This window comes from Sphingopyxis sp. PAMC25046 (assembly GCF_004795895.1).
In the GTDB taxonomy this organism is placed as follows: Bacteria; Pseudomonadota; Alphaproteobacteria; order Sphingomonadales; family Sphingomonadaceae; genus Sphingopyxis.
The window spans coordinates 1,597,219-1,615,437 of sequence record NZ_CP039250.1 but is presented as its reverse complement, the minus strand read 5'-3'; the positions used below and the strand labels follow the sequence as shown (position 1 = coordinate 1,615,437).

Here is an 18,219-nt window from a genome sequence, read left to right as displayed (position 1 = left end):
GCGGCGCGGGTCCAGCTGATTGGCGTGGCAGGTGGACGACCGACAGCGTCGGCGATCGCTCAATATACTTAGTAATAAAACTATTGCATGGGTGCCGCATGCAAAGCTTGGGACGAGTCGGGAACGCGGGACGGGGCGCGAGGGCGGGATGAACCCCATCTGGCTTCCCGCGTCGCTGTTCGGCGGTCTGTTTCAGGCGTGGCGCACCGCGCTGCAACAACGCTTGCGCGCCGAACTCAGCGTCAGCGGCGCAGGGCTGGTCCGCTATCTCTACGGCGTGCCTTTTGCGCTTTGTTTCGCGGCAATCTGGCTGACCATGCGCGGCGAAGCGGTGCCGGCCTTCGGCGCCGCCTTCGCGGGCTTCGCCGTCGCCGGGGCGATCACGCAGATGGCAGGAACGATCCTGCTCATCATGGCGTTCGGACACCGCGGCTTCGTCGTCGGCACCGCCTTTTCCAAGACCGAAGCGGTACAGGCGGCGCTCGTCACCGCGCTCTTCCTCGGCGAACGATTGCCGCTGCTCGCGTGGATCGGGATCGTCGCCGGGGTTGCCGGCGTGCTGGTGCTCGCGCTTGCCGGACGCGGCGTTTCGTCGCGCGAGATCTGGCGCGCGCTGGGCCAGCCCGCGGCGCTGTGCGGGCTTGGCGCGGGGTCGATGTTCGCGCTCGCGGCGATCGCGGTGAAGCTAGCGACCGCCGAACTCGATGGCGTCGATCTGATCGGGTCGGCGCTCGTCACGCTCGTCGTCGTCATGGCGATCCAGACCGGCTTGCACCTCCTCTGGGTCGTCCTGCGCGATCGCGACACGCTGCGCGCGGTGTTCCGGACCTGGCGCAATTCGAGCCAGGTCGGGCTGCTGTCGGCGCTCGGTTCGGCCTGCTGGTATATCGGCTTTGCGGCGGCGCCCGCGGCGCTCGTACGGATCGTGGGGCAGGTCGAGGTCGTCTTCACCGTCGGCTTCGCGCATTTCTATCTGCGCGAACCGGTACGCTGGCACGAGATCGTCGGCCTGCTGCTCGTCGTCGGCGGCGTGGTGATGGCGCTGCTCGCGACCTTTTAGGGAAAGGCGGGCGCCTTGCTGACCATCGCCGGCAACGCACGCCCCATAACGCCGGTCAGCCATCCGGCCGCCTCGACGACAGACGGCAGCGTGACACCCGTCCGGACACCGCTGTTTTCGAGCATGTAGATCACATCCTCGGTCGCGACATTGCCCGCCGCGCCGGGCGCGAAGGGGCAACCGCCGAGCCCGCCGAGCGACGCATCGACCGTCGCCGCGCCTGCCTGCACCGCCGCCCAGACATTGGCGATGCCGGTGCCGCGCGTATTGTGGAAATGGACGCGCACCGGCAGATCGCCGACCGCCTCACGCACGCGCCCGACCATTTCGGATACCTGCGCGGGCGCCCCCACCCCGATCGTGTCGGCAAGCGCGATTTCGCGCGGGCGCGCGTCGGCCGCGCGCTTCACCATCTCGACGACGCGGTCGATCGCCACCCTGCCCTCGAACGGACAGCCGAAAGCGGTGGCGATGGTGATCTGTCCGCTACGACCGGCTTCTTTGGCAAGCGCGACGATCTCCATCGCCGCGGCGAGCGATTCGTCCGAGCTTTGCCCCTGGTTGCGGATGCCGAAGCTATCGCTCGTCACGCACACCGCACCAAGCTCGTCGATCCGCGCCGTTGCGAGCGCGCGCTCGGCGCCGCGGCGATTGAGCACGAGGCCGATATAGGTCATGTCATCGCGCGCCGGCAGCATCGCCACCAGCTCCTCGGCGTCGGCAAGCTGCGGCACCTTCTTCGGATTGACGAAACTCGTCACCTCGATACGCCGGATCCCATAGTCGATCGCGCGGCGGATCAGTTGGAGCTTGTCGGCGGTCGATATGGTGGCCGCCTCGTTCTGCAGCCCGTCGCGCGGGCCGACTTCCACCAGTTCCACGGCTTGATTTTTCAACATCTTGCGTCCCGATTGTCCCGAGTCATTTAGCAGGTTGAAAATTACATAGCATTCTAAGTATACAAAGGCCATGGGCGAGGCAGGTCGTCTTACCAGAGTCGGCCGCGAAAGGAATGATATGAGCGAGACGGGCAGCGGGGGCGCGCTGGAGGGCATCAGGGTGGTCGAGATGGGGCAGCTCATCGCCGGCCCATTTTGCGGCCAATTGCTCGGCGACATGGGCGCCGAGATCGTCAAGCTCGAACCCCCGGTGACCGGCGACCAGATGCGCAACTGGGGCCAGGGCGACAAGCCGAGCTGGTGGCGCGTCATCGCGCGCAACAAATATTCGGTCGCGGTCGACCTGCGCTCCGAAGAAGGCCAGGCGCTCGCGCGCGAGCTGATCGCCAAGGCCGACATATTGATCGAGAATTTCCGTCCCGGCACGCTTGAGAAATGGAATCTCGACCCCGCCGAGCTTCGCAAGGCGAACCCCGGGCTGATCGTCGTGCGCGTGTCGGGCTATGGCCAGACCGGCCCCTATTCGGCGCGTGCGGGTTTCGGCGGGATCGGCGAAGCGATGGGGGGCTGGCGCGGCATCGTCGGCTATCCCGACCTCCCCCCTGCTCGCATGGGCGTGTCGATCGGCGACACGCTCGCCGCGACCTACGGCTGCATGGGCGCGCTCGCCGCGCTTCACCATCGCGGCAAGACTGGCGAAGGGCAGATCGTCGACTCCGCGCTCTATGAGGCGGTGCTGCAGGTGATGGAATCGACCGTGTCGGACTATTCGGCGAGCGGCACCAAGCGTCGCCGCACCGGATCGACGCTGCCCGGCATCGCGCCGTCGAACGTCTATCCGTGCAAGGATGGCGAATATCTGATCGGCGCCAATCAGGACGGCGTCTTCGCAAGGCTCGCCGCCGCGATGGGCCGCCCCGAACTGGCGAGCGACGAACGCTATGCGACGCACCGCGCGCGCGGCGCGCGTCAGGAGGAACTCGACGCGCTGATCGGAGAATGGACGCGGACGCTGACCATCGAGGAACTCGAGACGAGGATGGTCGAGGCCGGCGTGCCCGCGGGCCGGGTGTTCGATGCCGAGGATATGCTCGCCGATCCGCATTTCGCCGCGCGCGAGGCGCTCGTCACCGTCGAGGATGCCGAATTGGGCGAAGTCACGATGCAGGGCGTTTTCCCCAAGCTGTCGGCGACGCCGGGCAGCGTCCGCCGCCCTGCCCCGCTGACGGTCGGTCAGGATGGCGCCGACGTGCTCAAACGCTGGCTCGGGCGAGAGGACTGAGGCGATGATCACCCTCTATGGCGGCCCGACCCCCAACGCGCGCAAGATCGCGATCGCGCTCCTCGAAATGGAACTCGACTGGCGGCTCGAATATATCGACATCCTCGCGGGCGACCAGCTTACCCCCGAATTTCTCGCACTCAACCCGAACAACAAGACGCCGGTGATCGTCGACGACGAGGGGCCCGATGGCGAACGCTTCGTGCTTTGGGAAACCGGCGCGATCCTCCTCTACCTCGCCGAAAAGACCGGGCGTTTCCTGCCCGCCGATCCGGTGAAGCGCGCGATCTGCTGGCAGTGGCTGATGTTCCAGCTGTCGGGCGTCGGCCCGATGTTCGGGCAAGAAGCGCATTTCACCCATTATGCCAAGGACCGGCACGAATATGCGATCGCGCGTTACAGCCGCGAGGTCGACCGGCTGATGATGGTGCTCGACAAGCGCCTTGGCGAAGCCGAATGGCTCGCGGGCGAGGAGTATAGCATCGCCGACATGGCGACCCTGCCCTATCTGCGCCGCCAGCTCATCGAAAAGGCCGGCCGGTTTCCGAATGTCGATCGCTGGGGCGCTGCGATGCTCGCACGCCCCGCGGTCGCGGAGGGCATGACGGTCGGCGTCGCGCGCGCCGAAACCATCGAGGGCGGCCTCACCGGCTTCACCGACGAGCACCGCGCAATCCTGTGGGGCGATAGGCAGCATGTGAAGCGTTAAGGCAGATAATCTGCTTTGGGGTGGAGAGCGGACGTCGCTTTCGTCATCCCGGGCTTGACCCGGGACCCGCCTTCCTTCTTGCCAAGGGCAAAGGTTCGAACCCGAAATCCTCGGCGAGATTGCGCCATGTCGGGTTCATCGCGTTGATCAGTTCGTATTTCCATGTACGCAGCCACCGCTTGATGCGTTTCTCTCGAAGGATTGCCGTATCCATCATCTCGTGGCGTTCGAACCAGACGAGGCGCTTGATTCCATAGTCCTTCGTGTAGCCGCCGAATGTCCCTTCACGATGTTGATGGATCCGCTGGACAAGGTTCGAGGTGACCCCGGTGTAGAATGTCCCATGCGACGAACGCGCAAGAATATAGACGCAGGGATAACGTTCCATAGCGCCAGAAAAAGACAAGGCAGGCCCCGGGTCAAGCCCGGGGTGACGAGAAGTGCAACGTCCGCTATCGCCCGAAACCGGTCATAGGGTCCGGATTGGCAAGAACGACCGGAAGCGCCCGCAATCCGGCCACCCCTACCCCATCACCCACTGCCGCCGCGAATAGCCCTGCGCCCATAGCAGCGCCGTCAAATCATGATGCCGGATTACCGCCGCGGCCGCCTCGCCCGCGGCGGGATGCGGGTAATATCCGATCCCCAGCCCCGCGCTCGTGATCATCGGAATGTCGTTCGCGCCGTCACCCACGGCCAGCGTCTCGGCGAGCGGCAGGCCGTGTCGCGCCGCCTCGGCCTTCAGCGTCTCGAGCTTCGCCGAACTGTCGACGATCGGCTCCAGCACCTTGCCGGTCAGCTTGCCGCCTGAAATCTCCAGCTCGTTCGCGACGACCTTGTCGAAGCCGATCGCCTCGGCCACCGGCCCGGCGAAGGGCATGAAGCCGCCCGACACCAGCACCGAATATGCGCCATGCGCTTTCATCGTCTGCACCAGCGTGCGCGCGCCGCGCGTCAACCGCACGCGCTCCATCCGGCAATCGACCAGCGTGCTCTCCGCCATCCCGCCGAGCAGCCCGACGCGCTCGGTCAGCGCGGCGCGGAAATCGAGCTCGCCGCGCATCGCGCGTTCGGTGATCGCCGCGATTTGCGGCTTCAACCCGGCATAATCGGCCAGTTCGTCGATGCACTCGACGGTGATCATCGTCGAATCCATGTCGGCGATGATCAGTTTCTTGGTGCGATCGCCCAGCGGCTGGACGACGATGTCGAGCGCGCCATGGTCCATATGCGCCAGTTCCTTGCGCGCGCTCACCAGGCTGCCGTGAAAGACGATGTCGGCCGCATCATGCTCGTCGAGCCAGTGCGGCGCGCCGACATCGTGCCCCGTCGCCGCCAGCCGGTCTATACCTTCGCGAACCACCTCGTCGGTCAGCTTCCCGGCTGCTATCAGCGTCGCGACGAACATGGCATCTCCTTTTATCTCGACCGCCAAAGCGCGGCTGCCCGTGGCACTTATCGCCGGACCCACCGCCAGCGGCAAGAGCGCTTTGGCGGTCTCGCTCGCAAAAACGCTCGAAAATGGGATCGTCGTCAATGCCGACGCGAGCCAGGTCTACGCCGACCTCGCGATCCTTTCGGCGCGCCCGACCGACGAGGAGATGGACGGCGTGCCGCACCGCCTGTTCGGCCATATCGATGCCGCCGACGCGCATAATGCCGCGCGCTGGGCGGCCGAAGCGCGCAATGTCATCGCCGAGGCACATGCTGCGGGCCGGGTCCCGATCCTCGTCGGCGGCACCGGCCTTTACCTGCGCACCCTGCTTTATGGCATCGCACCCGTCCCAGAAATCGACCCGCAGGTCCGCGAAGCCGTGCGCGCGCTTCCGGTGGCCGAGGCTCATGCCGCGCTGGCGATCTCCGACCCTGCAGCCGCCGAACGCCTCAACCCCGCCGACACCACGCGCGTCGCGCGCGCGCTCGAGGTCGTGCGCGCGACCGGCCGCACTCTCGCCGACTGGCAGCAGGCGCGCGAAGGCGGCATCGCCGATACCATCGCCCTCGCCCCGATGATCCTCCTCCCCCCGCGCGACTGGCTTCGTACCCGCTGCGATACCCGCCTGATCCAGATGTTCGAGGGCGGCGCGATCGAAGAAGTCGAGGCCCTGCTCGCACGTCACCTCGACCCCGATCTTCCCGCGATGCGTGCGATCGGCGTGCCGCAGATCGCCGCTTTTCTCCGCGGCGAAATCAGCCGCGCCGACGCGCTCGAAGCGGCGCAGGCGGCGACCCGTCAATATGCGAAGCGCCAATATACGTGGTTCCGCCACCAGCCGCCCGCCGATTGGTCGCGCCACGAAGAGTCATTAAACGTCGATTCTATTGGTCAATTAGTAATAATATTACGTGATAGTCTGTTGACAGGATAGAATCATACACCTATTGCCCGCAACCCTGTTGCAGCGCACAAGCGCGGCACTTTTGCGTTGAAAGGAGTTTCGTCGTGACGGAAATGAGTGGTGCCGACATGGTGGTTCAGGCGCTGGTCGACCTCGGGGTCGATACGGTGTTCGGCTATCCGGGCGGCGCGGTCCTTCCGATCTATGACGCGCTCTACAAACACCCGACGATCAAACATATCCTCGTCCGCCACGAACAGGCGGCAACGCACGCGGCCGAAGGCTATGCGCGCTCGACCGGCAAGCCCGGCGTCGTGCTCGTCACCTCGGGGCCCGGCGCCACGAATGCCGTCACCGGCATCACCGACGCCTTGCTCGATTCGATCCCGATGGTCGTGCTGACGGGGCAGGTGCCGACGACGCTGATCGGTACCGACGCCTTCCAGGAATGCGACACCGTCGGCATCACGCGCCATTGCACCAAGCATAATTATCTCGTGATGGACCCCGACCGTCTCGGCCCGATCATGCACGAGGCGTTCCATATCGCGACCCACGGCCGCCCCGGTCCGGTGGTGATCGACATTCCGAAGAATGTGCAGGTCGCGACCGGCACCTATTCGGTGCCCGAATTCATCCAGCACAACAGCTATCGCCCGCAGGTCGAACCCGACGCCGATGCGATTGCCCAGGCGATCGACATGATCGCCGCGGCCGAACGCCCGGTCTTCTACACCGGCGGCGGCGTGATCAACGCAGGGCCCGATGCGAGCGCGGCACTGCGCCAGCTCGTCAGCCTGACCGGCGCGCCGATCACCTCGACGCTGATGGGGCTCGGCGCCTTCCCCGCCGACGATCCCAAATGGCTCGGCATGCTCGGCATGCACGGCACCTATGAATCGAACATGGCGATGAACCGTGCCGACCTGATCATCGCGGTCGGCGCGCGCTTCGACGACCGCGTCACCGGCCGCCTCGACGCCTTCGCGCCCGAGGCGAAGAAGATCCACATCGACATCGACCGCAGCTCGATCAACAAGATCGTCCCCGTCGACCTCGCGGTGGTCGGCGACGCCGGCCGCGCGCTCGACGCGCTGATCGCAGCGTGGCAGGCCAAGGGGCACAAGGCGCGCGACCTTGGCGAATGGTGGCGCCGCGTCGACGGCTGGCGCGCGACGCGCTGCCTCGACTTCCCCGAAAAGAAGGAACCGGACGCCGACATCATGCCGCAACGCGCGGTGAAGGCGCTGTTCGACGCGACGCGCGGCCGCGACCCGATCATCACGACCGAGGTCGGCCAGCACCAAATGTGGGCGGCACAGCATTTCGGCTTCTCGGCGCCCAATCGCTGGCTCACCTCGGGCGGCCTCGGCACGATGGGTTATGGCTTCCCCGCCGCGGTCGGCGCGCAGATCGCCAACCCGAACCGCCTCGTCATCTGCATCGCGGGCGAAGCCAGCCTGCAGATGAACATCCAGGAAATGGGCACGGTCAGCCAGTACCGCCTGCCGGTGAAGATCTTCATCCTCAACAATGAATGGATGGGGATGGTCCGCCAGTGGCAGGAACTCACTTACGAGAGCCGCTATTCGAACAGCTATTCGGACAGCCTGCCCGATTTCGTGAAGCTCGCCGAGGCTTATGGCTGGACGGGCCTGCGCATCGACACGCTGGGCGAGCTCGAGGCGGGCATCAGCAAGATGATCGACACGCCGGGACCGGTGATCGTCGACTGCCGCGTCGCCAAACTCGCCAACTGCTTCCCGATGATCCCGTCGGGCGCGGCGCACACCGACATGATCCTCCAGCCGAACGACATCACCGGCACGATGGACGACGAAGCCAAGGCGCTGGTGTAAGCACATGAAAATCAAGACCGAAGCCGGCGAGCGCCATGTGCTCGCCATCACCGTCGACAACGAGGCCGGCGTGCTCGCCAAGATCACCGGGCTGTTCACCGCGCGCGGCTATAATATCGAAAGCCTGACCGTGGCCGACATCAGTTCGGATCACGCGCTCTCGCGGATCACGATCGTCACCAACGGCCCGCCGCCGGTGATCGACCAGATCATCGCGCAGCTCGACCGGCTTGTCCCGGTCCACAAGGTCGTCGACCTCAACGACGCGGGCGAGGCGCATGTCGAGCGCGAGATCGCGCTGGTGAAGGTCGCGGGCACCGGCGACAAGCGGATCGAGGCGCTGCGCATGGCCGACGTGTTCCGCGCCAAGGTCGTCGACACGACGCTGTCGAGCTTCATCTTCGAAATCACCGGGACGAGCGACAAGGTCGACCGCTTCATCGCGCTGATGCGCGAATGCGGGCTGGTCGAGGTCGGCCGCACCGGCGTCGTCGCCATCGCCCGCGGGTCGGAGGCGCTCTAGAGTTTACGCATTGGGTTTCAACTATTGGCGCCCCGGATCACGTCCGGGGTGACGGAAGAAGAATAGGGAAGAATGACATGCAGGTTTATTACGATCGCGACGCCGACCAGGATCTGATCAAGGGCAAGAAGGTCGCCGTCGTCGGCTATGGCAGCCAGGGCCACGCCCACGCGCAGAACATGCGCGACAGCGGGGTGAAGGAAGTCGCGATCGCTCTCCGTCCCGGCTCGCCGACCGCGAAAAAGGCCGAAGCCGCCGGCTTCAAGGTGCTTTCGAACAAGGAAGCCGCCGAATGGGCCGACGTGATCATGATCGCTGCCCCCGACGAGCATCAGGCCAAGATCTACGCCGACGACATCGGTCCGAACATGAAGCCCGGCGCCGCGCTCGCCTTCGCGCACGGCCTCAACATCCACTTCGGGCTGATCGACGCGCGCCCCGACATCGACGTCTTCATGGTCGCGCCGAAGGGCCCCGGCCACACGGTGCGCAGCGAATATCAGAAGGGCGGCGGCGTCCCCTGCCTGATCGCGGTCGCGCAGGAAGCGCAGGGCGCGGGCGCGTCGGGCAACGGCTTCGCCAAGGCGCTCGCCCTTTCCTATGCCTCGGCGGTCGGCGGCGGCCGCAGCGGCATCATCGAGACGACCTTCAAGGAAGAGTGCGAAACCGACCTGTTCGGCGAACAGGCGGTGCTCTGCGGCGGCATCACCCATCTGATCCAGGCGGGTTTCGAAACGCTGGTCGAGGCGGGCTACGCCCCCGAAATGGCCTATTTCGAATGCCTCCACGAAACCAAGCTGATCGTCGACCTCCTCTATGAAGGCGGCATCGCGAACATGCGCTATTCGATCTCGAACACCGCCGAATATGGCGACATCAAGACCGGCCCGCGCATCATTACCGACGAAACGAAGAAGGAAATGAAGCGCGTCCTCGCCGACATCCAGTCGGGCCGCTTCGTCAAGGACTTCGTGCTCGACAACCAGGCCGGCCAGCCCGAACTGAAGGCGAGCCGCAAGGCCGCCGCCGCGCACCAGCTCGAAAAGACCGGCGCCGAACTTCGCGCGATGATGCCGTGGATCGCCAAGAACCAGCTCGTCGACAAGTCGAAGAACTGACGAAAAATCCTCCCTGTGGCCGCAGGCCATGGGGAGGGGGACCGCTCGCTGAAAGCGAGTGGTGGAGGGGCCGCAACCTCGCGCCATTAGCCCCTCCGTCATCGCTTCGCGCTGCCACCTCCCCATGGCTTCGCCACAGGGAGGATCGCATGCAAGCCTGCTCCGATATACCTTCCCCAGTCGCGGGCGAAGAGCTAGGGCCGGATCATGGCATCCGATCTCTCCTTCGCCTGCGACTGCGGCACCGTCACCGGAACGATGCGCGTCGTATCCGGCGAGGGCGACCATGTCGTCTGCCACTGCACTGATTGCCAGAATCTCACCCACCATCTCGGTCACGCGCATCTGCTCGACGCGCACGGCGGCACGCCGCTCTATCAGACGCGATGCGCGCGGATGCGGATCGACTCCGGCCGCGAGCGGCTCGCCTGCCTCCACCTGACCGACGCGCCGACGCTGCGCTGGTACGCCGCCTGCTGCCGCACACCGCTGTTCAACACCTTCAAGAACGGCAAGCTCCCCTTCGTCACGATCCTGATCGCCGCCTGCGATCCGGTAAGGCGCGCCGACATGCTCGGCCCGCCGCGCGGCCATCTCTTCACGCACGAAGCCATCGGCGACGCCAGCCACCTGCCCAAAATGGGCACCCCGACGCTGATGCGTCGCTTCTTCTGGCGCGCGATCAAGGATTTCATCTCGGGCGACCGCCGGCGATCGCCGCTCTTCGACGCCGCAACGCTCGAACCGATCGCCAAACCTCACCGATTGACCGGCGAAGAACGGTCGGCGCTAAGAGGCGCCAGCCGCACAGACTAAAAATTCGTCATTCCCGCGAAAGGTGTCCGGAGACACGTGGCTCCGAGCAGAACCCAGCGAGCCGGCGTCGCAACCGGGTTCCCGCTTTCGCGGGAATGACGAGAGAAGGAAGAAGATGGTGATCTCCCCTTTTACCGCCCATCGCGCCGATCTCGCGGCGCTCGCGCACGACAGCCGCCGCCGCAAGCTCGCGCCGCGCGCCGGCCGCGATTTCGCGTCGAACGACTATCTCGGCCTCGCCGACAGCGAAGCACTCCGCGATGCCCTCGCCGCGGGCATTGCGCGCGGTCTCCCCGCCGGCTCGGGCGGTTCACGCCTGCTGCGCGGCAATCACGCCGAGCATGAAGCGCTCGAAGCGCACGCCGCGCGCCACTATGGCAGCGAGGCGGCGCTCTTCTTCGCGACCGGCTTCGCCGCCAACGCCGCGCTCTTCGCGACACTGCCGCAGCGCGGCGACCTCGTCGTCCACGACGAACTGATCCACGCGAGCGCGCACGACGGGATGAAGCTCGGCCGCGCCGGCCACGTCGCCGCCGCGCACAACGACGCGCAGGCGTTCGAGGACATCATTTCGCGCTGGCGCGCCGGCGGCGGCGCCGGGACGCCGTGGATCGCGGTCGAAAGCCTCTACAGCATGGACGGCGACCGCGCCCCGCTGGCGCAGCTCGCCGCGGTCGCCGACCGCCACGACGCCGTGCTCGTGGTCGACGAAGCGCACGCGACCGGCGTCTTCGGCCCCGGCGGCGCCGGCCTTGCGCATGCGCTGCCGCGCCGCGACAATCTCGTCACCCTCCACACCTGCGGCAAGGCGCTCGGCGCCGAAGGCGCGCTGCTCTGCGCCCCCGCGATCGCAACCGACTTCCTCGTCAACCGCGGGCGTCCCTTCATCTTCTCGACCGCCCCCTCACCCCTGATGGCGTGGCTCGTTCGGCAGGCGATCGAGATCGTCGCGAACGAGCCCGAGCGCCAGGCGCGCCTCCACGCGCTCGTCCGCCACGCCACCGAGCGGCTCGTGCCGCTCGGCATCCCCGCCAGCGGCACGCAGATCCTACCCGTGATCATCGGCGACAACGAACGCACGATGCGCATCGCGGGCAGCCTTCAGGACGCCGGCTTCGACATCCGCGGTATCCGCCCGCCGACGGTGGCTGAGGGAAGCGCGCGCCTCCGCATCGCCATCACGCTCAATGTTAACGAAGCCAACATAGACGATATGGCGGACGCGCTCGCGCAGGCGATGGCCGCGGCATGACGCGCTTCGTCGTCACCGGCACCGACACCGGCATCGGAAAAACCATCTTTTCCGCCGCTCTGGCGCAGGCCACCGGCGCACCTTACTGGAAACCGATCCAGTCGGGACTCGAAGACGAAACCGACAGCGCGGTCGTCGCGCGCCTCGCCGGGGTGCCGGTCCGCCCCGAAGCCTACCGCCTCGTCACCCCCGCCTCGCCGCATATCGCCGCCGAAATTGACGGCGTTAACATCGACACGGAAACGCTGACTCCGCCCCCCGGCGATCTGATCGTCGAGGGTGCGGGTGGCGCGCTCGTCCCGGTCACGCGCACGACGCTCTACGCCGACCTTTTCGCGCGCTGGCAAATCCCGGTGATCGTGTGCGCGCGCACCGCGCTCGGCACGATCAACCACAGCCTGCTCACGATCGAGGCGTTCAAATCGCGGGGCGTCCCGCTCCACGGCGTCGCTTTCCTCGGCGACGCGGTCGAGGACAGCGAGGCGATCATCGCGAAGCTCGGCGGCGTCCGCCGGCTGGGCCGCCTGCCGATCATCGACCCGCTGGACAGCGCAACGCTGGCAGCGGCGTTCAAAGCAAACTTCCAGATCGCCGACTTCCTCTGACCCATCGTGCACCCCGGGGTTCTGTCTTTCGCGCGAGTGACGAATGCGTATAGGGACACGCCATGAGCACGCCCAACTCCCCCGTCTGGCACCCCTTCACCCAGCACGGCCTCGGTGATTCCATCCCGCTGATTTCGCACGCCAAAGACAGCAAACTCTACGACGCTGGGGGCAATAGCTGGATCGACGCCATATCGAGCTGGTGGGTCACCACCCACGGCCACGCGCACCCGCGCATCATGGCCGCGATCGCCCGGCAGGCCGAAACGCTCGACCAGCTCATTTTCGCCGGCTGGACGCACGCACCCGCCGAGGCGCTCGCCGCCGAGCTGGTCCGCATCACCCCCGCCCCGCTCACGCGCGTCTTCTTTTCGGACTCGGGGTCGACCAGCGTCGAGGTCGCGCTCAAGATGGCGCTCGGCTATTGGTATAACATCGGCGAGGCGCGCAGCCGCATCCTCGTCCTCGAACATAGCTATCATGGTGACACGATCGGCACCATGTCGGTGGGCGAGCGCGGGGTCTACAACCGCGCGTGGCAGCCCCTGCTCTTCGACGTCGACACCATCCCCTTCCCGCACGAGGGGCTCGAACAGGCCACGCTCGACGCACTCGAAGCGGCGTGCGCCCAAAAGCCCGCCGCCTTCATCGTCGAACCGCTGATCCTCGGCGCGGGCGGCATGCTCATCTATCCCGCATGGGTGCTCGCCGAAATGCGCGCCATCTGCGCGCGCCACAATGTCCTCTTCATCGCCGACGAAGTGATGACCGGCTGGGGCCGCACCGGCACGCGCTTCGCATGCGACCAGGCGGGGGTGATCCCCGACATCGTCTGTCTCTCGAAAGGCCTCACCGGCGGCAGCCTGCCGCTCGCGGTCACCCTCTGCATCGAGCCGATCTTCGCAGCGCATTATTCGACCGACCGCGCGAAGACCTTCTATCATTCAAGCAGTTACACGGCCAACCCGATCGCCTGTGCCGCCGCCAACGCCAATCTCGATATCTGGCGCGACGAGCCGGTGCAGCAGCGCATCGACGCGCTCGCCGACGCACAGGCCGCGCATCTGTCGCTGCTCTCTCACGACCCGCGCGCCCAAAAGTCACGTCGCCTCGGCACGATCGCCGCGCTCGACATAGCGGTCCCCGACGCGGGGTATCTCTCGAATCTCGCGCCGCGCCTGATCGCTTTCTATCGCGACCGCGGCATCCTGCTCCGCCCGCTCGGCAACACGCTCTACGTCATGCCGCCCTATTGCATTACTGCGGACGAACTGGCGCAGGTATGGGATGCGATCGGCGCGTCGCTGGATAGCCTCGAGGCCGGCTAGAAGCCCTTATTTAAACTATCACCCGGCCCTTCGCCGATCCTCCCTGTGGCGAAGCGATGGGGAGGGGGACCACCGCCGCAGGCGGTGGTGGAGGGGCCGCGACGTCGCGCCATTGGCCCCTCCCTCAGTGCTTCGCGCTGCCACCTCCGCATCGCTTCGCGACAGGGAGGAGCTTAGGACGGCTCAAAAAAACGGGGCGAGCCAAGGGCTCGCCCCGCATATCTTGTCCGCCATCAAGGCTTACAGACCGTCGGTCGCCTTGCTGACCAGAATATTCACCGCGACGCGGCGGTTCTGCGCCTTGCCTTCGGGCGTGCTATTGTCCGCCGCCGGGTCGGCTTCGGCCATGCCGGTCGGGGTGAGCATCCGATAGGGTTTCCAGCCGCAGGCCTGCTGCAGATGGTTGACAACGCGGCCGGCGCGCTTTTCGCTCAGGACCTGGTTAAGTTCCTGGCTGCCCGTGGAATCGGTGTAGCCGACGACGAGCAGCAGCGCGTTGTCCATGCCTTCGGCCTGGTTCGCCGCGGCGCACAGATCGGCCTTCGCCTGTTCGGACAGCACGGCCTTGCCGGTGTCGAAGTTCACGTTCGTCGTGGCCTTGACGTTATACTGGTCGATGTCGCCCACGCGGCCGCGCAGCGCCTCGGTCGCCGCCGTCTGCTCGGCGAAGCGCTGGTCGGTGCCGGTGTGGATCATCGACGCGGTGCGCAAATCCTTGCTCTTGAGGTTGACTTCATTCGCGACCAGTCCGCCGTCCCACTGCAGGGTGTCGACGCTGACCGGAAGGCCGTTAAGCAGCGAATTCGCCGCGAGCTTGTCGCGGTCGAGGCCAAGGAAGCCGCCGCTGCTCTTGATCTTCGTATAGTCGGCGATCGCGATCGCCGTGTTGTTCCCGTCGGCGGTCGTGACCTGCATACGGCCGTCGCTGCGCGCCGAGATGATGCCTTCGACCTTGGGCCCCTTGGTCATCTCTTCAGGCGACGGCAGCTGTCCGTAAACGGTCGCCATCACTTCGTTGCCGGACGCATCCTGCTCCTGCGCCGCCAGGCTGCCCGTCGCCGGTGCGGCGAGCATCGCCAGCATCAGCATCGCGCCCGAGCTCTTCGAAACGGCACCCATACCCTACTCCTTCAATTGAACCAGCTGCCCCCGCAGCTCGAACCCGCCCGTTGACGTGGCCCGTTCTGGCACATGAATACTCGTGGATCGGGCGAAAGTTGCGCAAGTCGTCGGCCGTTTCGCACGGCAAGCCGATAAGGCCATGGCGCATAATCGAAATTTTTTTCGTGCGCGGATCGATAAAAAGGGGAAGCGGGGAACGAAAATGCCGCTCCCCTGCCCGCCCTCACTCGCCGAATTTGGCGTCGTCGGGCATCGCCGCCCAATTCTCCTCGGCCGCCGCGATAAAGCCCGCGCGATCCTTGTCCCACTTCGCCTTCACCTCCTGATTGAAGTTCAGGTAAAGCTTGCCGTCGACGATCGCATAGGCGAGCGGGTCGCCCGGCGCGAGATAGCCGCGCGACATCGCCCACGCGCAATGGCCGCCATATTGCGGCATGAACGCCGCCGGATCGGCCCGGAATTTCGCGGCATGTTCGGCGCTTGCGAAATGATAGACCGCGCCGCCATGCTCGACGGCAAAGGCCGCGTCGCCCTTCATCGGCACGCCGTCCTCTTCGAAATAGCTCACCGCGTCATAGCCGCTCACCGCGATGTTGCCACCGTCAACACCGACATACACCGGCTTCGCATAGGCCTGCGGCGTGAACGCCGCGACCGACAGCGGAGCGAGCACCGCGGCGAGCAGCGCGAAAAAGGCTTGGTTTTTCATAAGCAATCTCCATCTGGAAGGCATCGGCCCCGCGCCGGCCTCCGTCGCCACCCAGTTCGCGCCGAAAGCGCAAAGGGTTACGGCAATTGTTGCAGGGGGCAGTTCGGATTAGGTTCATCTGCGGGGCTCCATCTGCAACGCGGGGAACCGGGGCTTGGGAACGCGATTTTGTGACGAAGAAAAAAACCGCCCTCCTCCCCCTCCTCGCGGCGCTCGCGCTGGCCGCGCCGGCACTCGCGCAAGAGGATGGCGGCAGCCTCGCGCAGTCGAGCACGCCGCCCGAGCGCACCTCGATACTCTATACCTATGGCGACGAACCCTGCCCCGAAGCGCAGGAGGGCGAGATCGTCGTCTGTGCCCAGCAGCCCGAAACCGAACGCTACCGCGTGCCCAAGGAATTGCGCGAGGAGCTGAAGGAGGAAGAGGCCGTCGGCGGCGGCAGCTGGGCCTCCAAGGTCGAGGGCTATGAAAATGTCGCGCGCGCGAGCCGCCCTAACAGCTGCTCGCCCGTGGGCAGCTATGGCTTCACCGGCTGCGCCGCCGCGGCGCTGCGCGACTGGTTCGAGGCGCGCCGCGCGCCTTGACGCAAAAACCGAAACCTTGCGTTTCTCCGCCGCTTGTTGACGCCGTCCCTCGCTGTCGCCTAGCTTCCGCTTCCCCAGCAGGAGATCGTTCATGCGCCGCATTGCCCCCCTCGCCGCCATCGCCTTCATCGCCGCCGTCGCGACCCCGATCGTCGTCGCCCAGGGCGGCTCCGCCCCCGGCGCGCCCGACAAGTCGCGCGTCACCGCGGGCACCTATGCCGCCGATCCCGGCCACACGATGGTCGTGTGGGAAGTCGACCATCTCGGCTTCAGCAAATATAGCGGCATCTTCGGCGACGTGACCGGCACGCTCGTCATCGACCCCGCCAATCCCGCCGCGGCCAGGGTCGATGTGACGATCCCGGTGTCGAAGGTCACGACCGCCAGCGCCGGGCTCACCAGCCACCTCCTCCGCGCAGGCAAGGACGGCGGCAAGCCCGACTTCTTCGGCGCCAATCCCGCCGACGCCAAATTCGTCTCGACCAGCGTCGTCGTCGATGCCGAGGGCGACGAGGCGCAGGTCACCGGCAACCTCACGCTCAACGGCGTCACCAAGCCCGTCACCCTCGACGTCGATTTCCACGGCGCGGGCATGGGCATGACCAAGAAGGAAACGGTCGGTTTCGAGGCCGAAACCACGATCAAGCGCAGCGACTTCGGCATCTCGATGGGCATTCCGATGGTCAGCGACGAGGTCGAACTCGAAATCCACGCCGCCTTCGAAAAGCAGTAAGCGCGCATCCAATCTGTCACACGCGCCGCGTATGAAAAGGGGCGGGACCAACGCTGGTCCCGCCCCTTTTCGCACAAGGAGCCCATGTGATGAGCGAACTGGTCCGCGAAATCGTCGAAGTGAACGCCGGGATCGACGGCGACGAGGAAAATCCGCTGCTGGTGGTCGAAGCCGAGGGCCTCGCCCCCACCGCGGGCTGGACCAACGTCCGGCTCGACCCGCATGTCTATATCACCCCGCCCGACGACGGCGTGCAGGATTTCGACCTCGTCGGCGACCGCCCTGCCCCCAATCCTTCGGACGCCGCCGAGGCGCTGAGCGAAGTCGAGGCCGGATGGGAAGGCCCGCTCGAGGACTGGTGCATCGGCGTGCGCGTCCACGCGGTCGACAATCTGATCGAGGACGAGGTCTACGAACCGTGGGACGAGGACGACGAGAGCGAAGCCGCCTGAGGCCCGCTCCGCAACCATCCCCTGCACTACGCCGGGCCGCGGGTCTCTTCGCGGCCCGGCGACATTTTTCGGTTCATCGCAGAGCCAGCCAAAGCGGCCTAGCCTCCCTTGCATTCAAGGGAGGATCCTCATGCGCAGCCTGCTACTCGCTCTCGCCCTTACGTCCACGCCCGCGCTGGCCCAGGCCAACCCGCAGATCGACTATCCGGCTTTTCAGGCGCTCACCGCCAGCGTCGCCCCCGAACGCGCGCAGCGCCTGATCGCCTTCGACGCTTTCAAGGCCGAGGCGGCAAGGCCCGGCACGCTCCTCCTCGACGCGCGCTCGAAGGACGCCTTTCAGCGCGGCCACATCAAGGGCGCGGTCAACCTCCCGCTCACCGACTTCACCGCGGAGAGCCTCGCCGCGGTGATCGGCGCCGACCCGAACCGCCCCATCCTCATCTATTGCAACAATAATTTCTCGAACCACAAGAGCCCCGTGCCGCTCAAGCGCGCCCCGCTCGCGCTCAATATCCAGACCTTCATCAACCTCGTCGGCTATGGCTATCCGAACGTCCGCGAACTCGCCGATGTCGTCGATTTCCACGACCCGAAGGTCGAGTGGGTGGCTGGCTGAGCCCCTCTACTCGTCACCCCGGACTTGATCCGGGGTCCCGCTTGACGTCGAAGCCGGTGCGAGCAGAAAAAAGCGGGATCCCGGGTCAAGCCCGGGATGACGAAAGCGTGGCAGCCACGCAATTTTCGCATTCCCCCCTTGCATCCGGCGACATTTTGCATCACTAGAGCCGCCATGCGCGGCAACGCCCTTCTTCTTCTGCGACTTACACGC

Annotated in this window: 20 protein-coding genes; 15 read left to right on the top strand and 5 right to left on the bottom strand. The window is 66.1% G+C overall.

The annotated features are described in order from the left end of the window. Nucleotides 1–148: 148 nt before the first annotated feature. Nucleotides 149–1,060, top strand: coding sequence for a DMT family transporter (locus tag E5675_RS07500; protein WP_136173974.1), 912 nt, complete (start codon nucleotides 149–151; stop codon nucleotides 1,058–1,060). Here E5675_RS07500 and E5675_RS07495 read toward each other — a convergent pair. Then, a complete protein-coding gene (locus E5675_RS07495; RefSeq protein WP_136173973.1) occupies nucleotides 1,057–1,959 on the bottom strand; it encodes a hydroxymethylglutaryl-CoA lyase in 903 nt (300 codons plus the stop codon). The two genes, E5675_RS07500 and E5675_RS07495, sit on opposite strands and share 4 nt — an antisense overlap. Nucleotides 1,960–2,077: 118 nt before the next feature. Here E5675_RS07495 and E5675_RS07490 point away from each other — a divergent pair, with 118 nt between their 5' ends. Together E5675_RS07490 and E5675_RS07485 are read left to right on the top strand one after the other, a co-directional pair. Continuing rightward, entirely contained in the window at nucleotides 2,078–3,241 is a 1,164-nt protein-coding gene (locus E5675_RS07490; RefSeq protein WP_136173972.1) for a CoA transferase, read from the top strand. 4 nt (nucleotides 3,242–3,245) lie between these two features. Then, nucleotides 3,246–3,950, top strand: coding sequence for a glutathione S-transferase N-terminal domain-containing protein (locus E5675_RS07485; protein ID WP_136173971.1), 705 nt, complete (start codon nucleotides 3,246–3,248; stop codon nucleotides 3,948–3,950). Between the two features lie 43 nt (nucleotides 3,951–3,993). On the opposite strand, the gene E5675_RS07480 is transcribed toward E5675_RS07485, so the two are convergent. Then, nucleotides 3,994–4,338: a GIY-YIG nuclease family protein gene (locus E5675_RS07480; protein ID WP_136173970.1), complete on the bottom strand. Its 345-nt coding sequence runs from the start codon at nucleotides 4,336–4,338 to the stop codon at nucleotides 3,994–3,996. Nucleotides 4,339–4,473: 135 nt separating this feature from the next. Continuing rightward, nucleotides 4,474–5,358, bottom strand: a complete 885-nt coding sequence (gene serB, locus E5675_RS07475) for a phosphoserine phosphatase SerB (RefSeq protein WP_136173969.1) — start codon at nucleotides 5,356–5,358, stop codon at nucleotides 4,474–4,476. Between serB and miaA the strand changes: the two genes are divergently transcribed. The 8 genes from miaA (at nucleotide 5,357) to E5675_RS07435 (ending at nucleotide 13,790) form a co-directional block, all read left to right on the top strand. Beyond that, the gene (gene miaA / locus E5675_RS07470; protein ID WP_136173968.1) at nucleotides 5,357–6,319 is read left to right on the top strand and encodes a tRNA (adenosine(37)-N6)-dimethylallyltransferase MiaA; all 963 of its coding nucleotides are present in this window, start codon (nucleotides 5,357–5,359) and stop codon (nucleotides 6,317–6,319) included. The genes serB and miaA overlap by 2 nt on opposite strands. A gap of 74 nt (nucleotides 6,320–6,393) precedes the next feature. After that, on the top strand, nucleotides 6,394–8,148 hold the full coding sequence (ilvB, locus tag E5675_RS07465; protein ID WP_168707811.1) for a biosynthetic-type acetolactate synthase large subunit: 1,755 nt from the start codon (nucleotides 6,394–6,396) through the stop codon (nucleotides 8,146–8,148). Between the two features lie 4 nt (nucleotides 8,149–8,152). Beyond that, complete coding sequence (gene ilvN, locus E5675_RS07460) at nucleotides 8,153–8,671, top strand: acetolactate synthase small subunit (protein WP_136173967.1); 519 nt, start codon at nucleotides 8,153–8,155, stop codon at nucleotides 8,669–8,671. Between the two features lie 77 nt (nucleotides 8,672–8,748). Continuing rightward, nucleotides 8,749–9,789: a ketol-acid reductoisomerase gene (gene ilvC / locus E5675_RS07455; protein ID WP_136173966.1), complete on the top strand. Its 1,041-nt coding sequence runs from the start codon at nucleotides 8,749–8,751 to the stop codon at nucleotides 9,787–9,789. A gap of 207 nt (nucleotides 9,790–9,996) precedes the next feature. After that, nucleotides 9,997–10,605, top strand: coding sequence for a DUF6151 family protein (locus E5675_RS07450; protein ID WP_136173965.1), 609 nt, complete (start codon nucleotides 9,997–9,999; stop codon nucleotides 10,603–10,605). 115 nt (nucleotides 10,606–10,720) lie between these two features. Then, a complete protein-coding gene (locus tag E5675_RS07445) occupies nucleotides 10,721–11,857 on the top strand; it encodes an 8-amino-7-oxononanoate synthase (RefSeq protein ID WP_136173964.1) in 1,137 nt (378 codons plus the stop codon). Further along, nucleotides 11,854–12,462 (top strand): dethiobiotin synthase, encoded by a 609-nt coding sequence (gene bioD / locus E5675_RS07440; protein ID WP_136173963.1) that lies wholly within the window; start codon nucleotides 11,854–11,856, stop codon nucleotides 12,460–12,462. The genes E5675_RS07445 and bioD overlap by 4 nt, the downstream gene beginning before the upstream one ends. Before the next feature lie 62 nt (nucleotides 12,463–12,524). Further along, on the top strand, nucleotides 12,525–13,790 hold the full coding sequence (locus E5675_RS07435) for an adenosylmethionine--8-amino-7-oxononanoate transaminase (RefSeq protein ID WP_136173962.1): 1,266 nt from the start codon (nucleotides 12,525–12,527) through the stop codon (nucleotides 13,788–13,790). A gap of 240 nt (nucleotides 13,791–14,030) precedes the next feature. Here the strand turns inward: E5675_RS07435 and E5675_RS07430 are convergent, their stop codons facing one another. Further along, on the bottom strand, nucleotides 14,031–14,909 hold the full coding sequence (locus E5675_RS07430) for an OmpA family protein (RefSeq protein WP_136173961.1): 879 nt from the start codon (nucleotides 14,907–14,909) through the stop codon (nucleotides 14,031–14,033). 226 nt (nucleotides 14,910–15,135) lie between these two features. Continuing rightward, complete coding sequence (locus E5675_RS07425; RefSeq protein ID WP_136173960.1) at nucleotides 15,136–15,621, bottom strand: YHS domain-containing (seleno)protein; 486 nt, start codon at nucleotides 15,619–15,621, stop codon at nucleotides 15,136–15,138. A 170-nt stretch (nucleotides 15,622–15,791) separates the two neighbouring features. Here E5675_RS07425 and E5675_RS07420 point away from each other — a divergent pair, with 170 nt between their 5' ends. From E5675_RS07420 to E5675_RS07405, 4 genes are all read left to right on the top strand, one after another. Continuing rightward, nucleotides 15,792–16,205, top strand: a complete 414-nt coding sequence (locus E5675_RS07420) for a hypothetical protein (RefSeq protein ID WP_136173959.1) — start codon at nucleotides 15,792–15,794, stop codon at nucleotides 16,203–16,205. Between the two features lie 91 nt (nucleotides 16,206–16,296). Further along, nucleotides 16,297–16,938: a YceI family protein gene (locus tag E5675_RS07415; RefSeq protein ID WP_136173958.1), complete on the top strand. Its 642-nt coding sequence runs from the start codon at nucleotides 16,297–16,299 to the stop codon at nucleotides 16,936–16,938. An 89-nt stretch (nucleotides 16,939–17,027) separates the two neighbouring features. Next, on the top strand, nucleotides 17,028–17,390 hold the full coding sequence (locus E5675_RS07410) for a hypothetical protein (RefSeq protein WP_136173957.1): 363 nt from the start codon (nucleotides 17,028–17,030) through the stop codon (nucleotides 17,388–17,390). A gap of 130 nt (nucleotides 17,391–17,520) precedes the next feature. Beyond that, on the top strand, nucleotides 17,521–18,006 hold the full coding sequence (locus tag E5675_RS07405) for a rhodanese-like domain-containing protein (RefSeq protein WP_136173956.1): 486 nt from the start codon (nucleotides 17,521–17,523) through the stop codon (nucleotides 18,004–18,006). The last annotated feature ends 213 nt before the right edge of the window (nucleotides 18,007–18,219 follow it).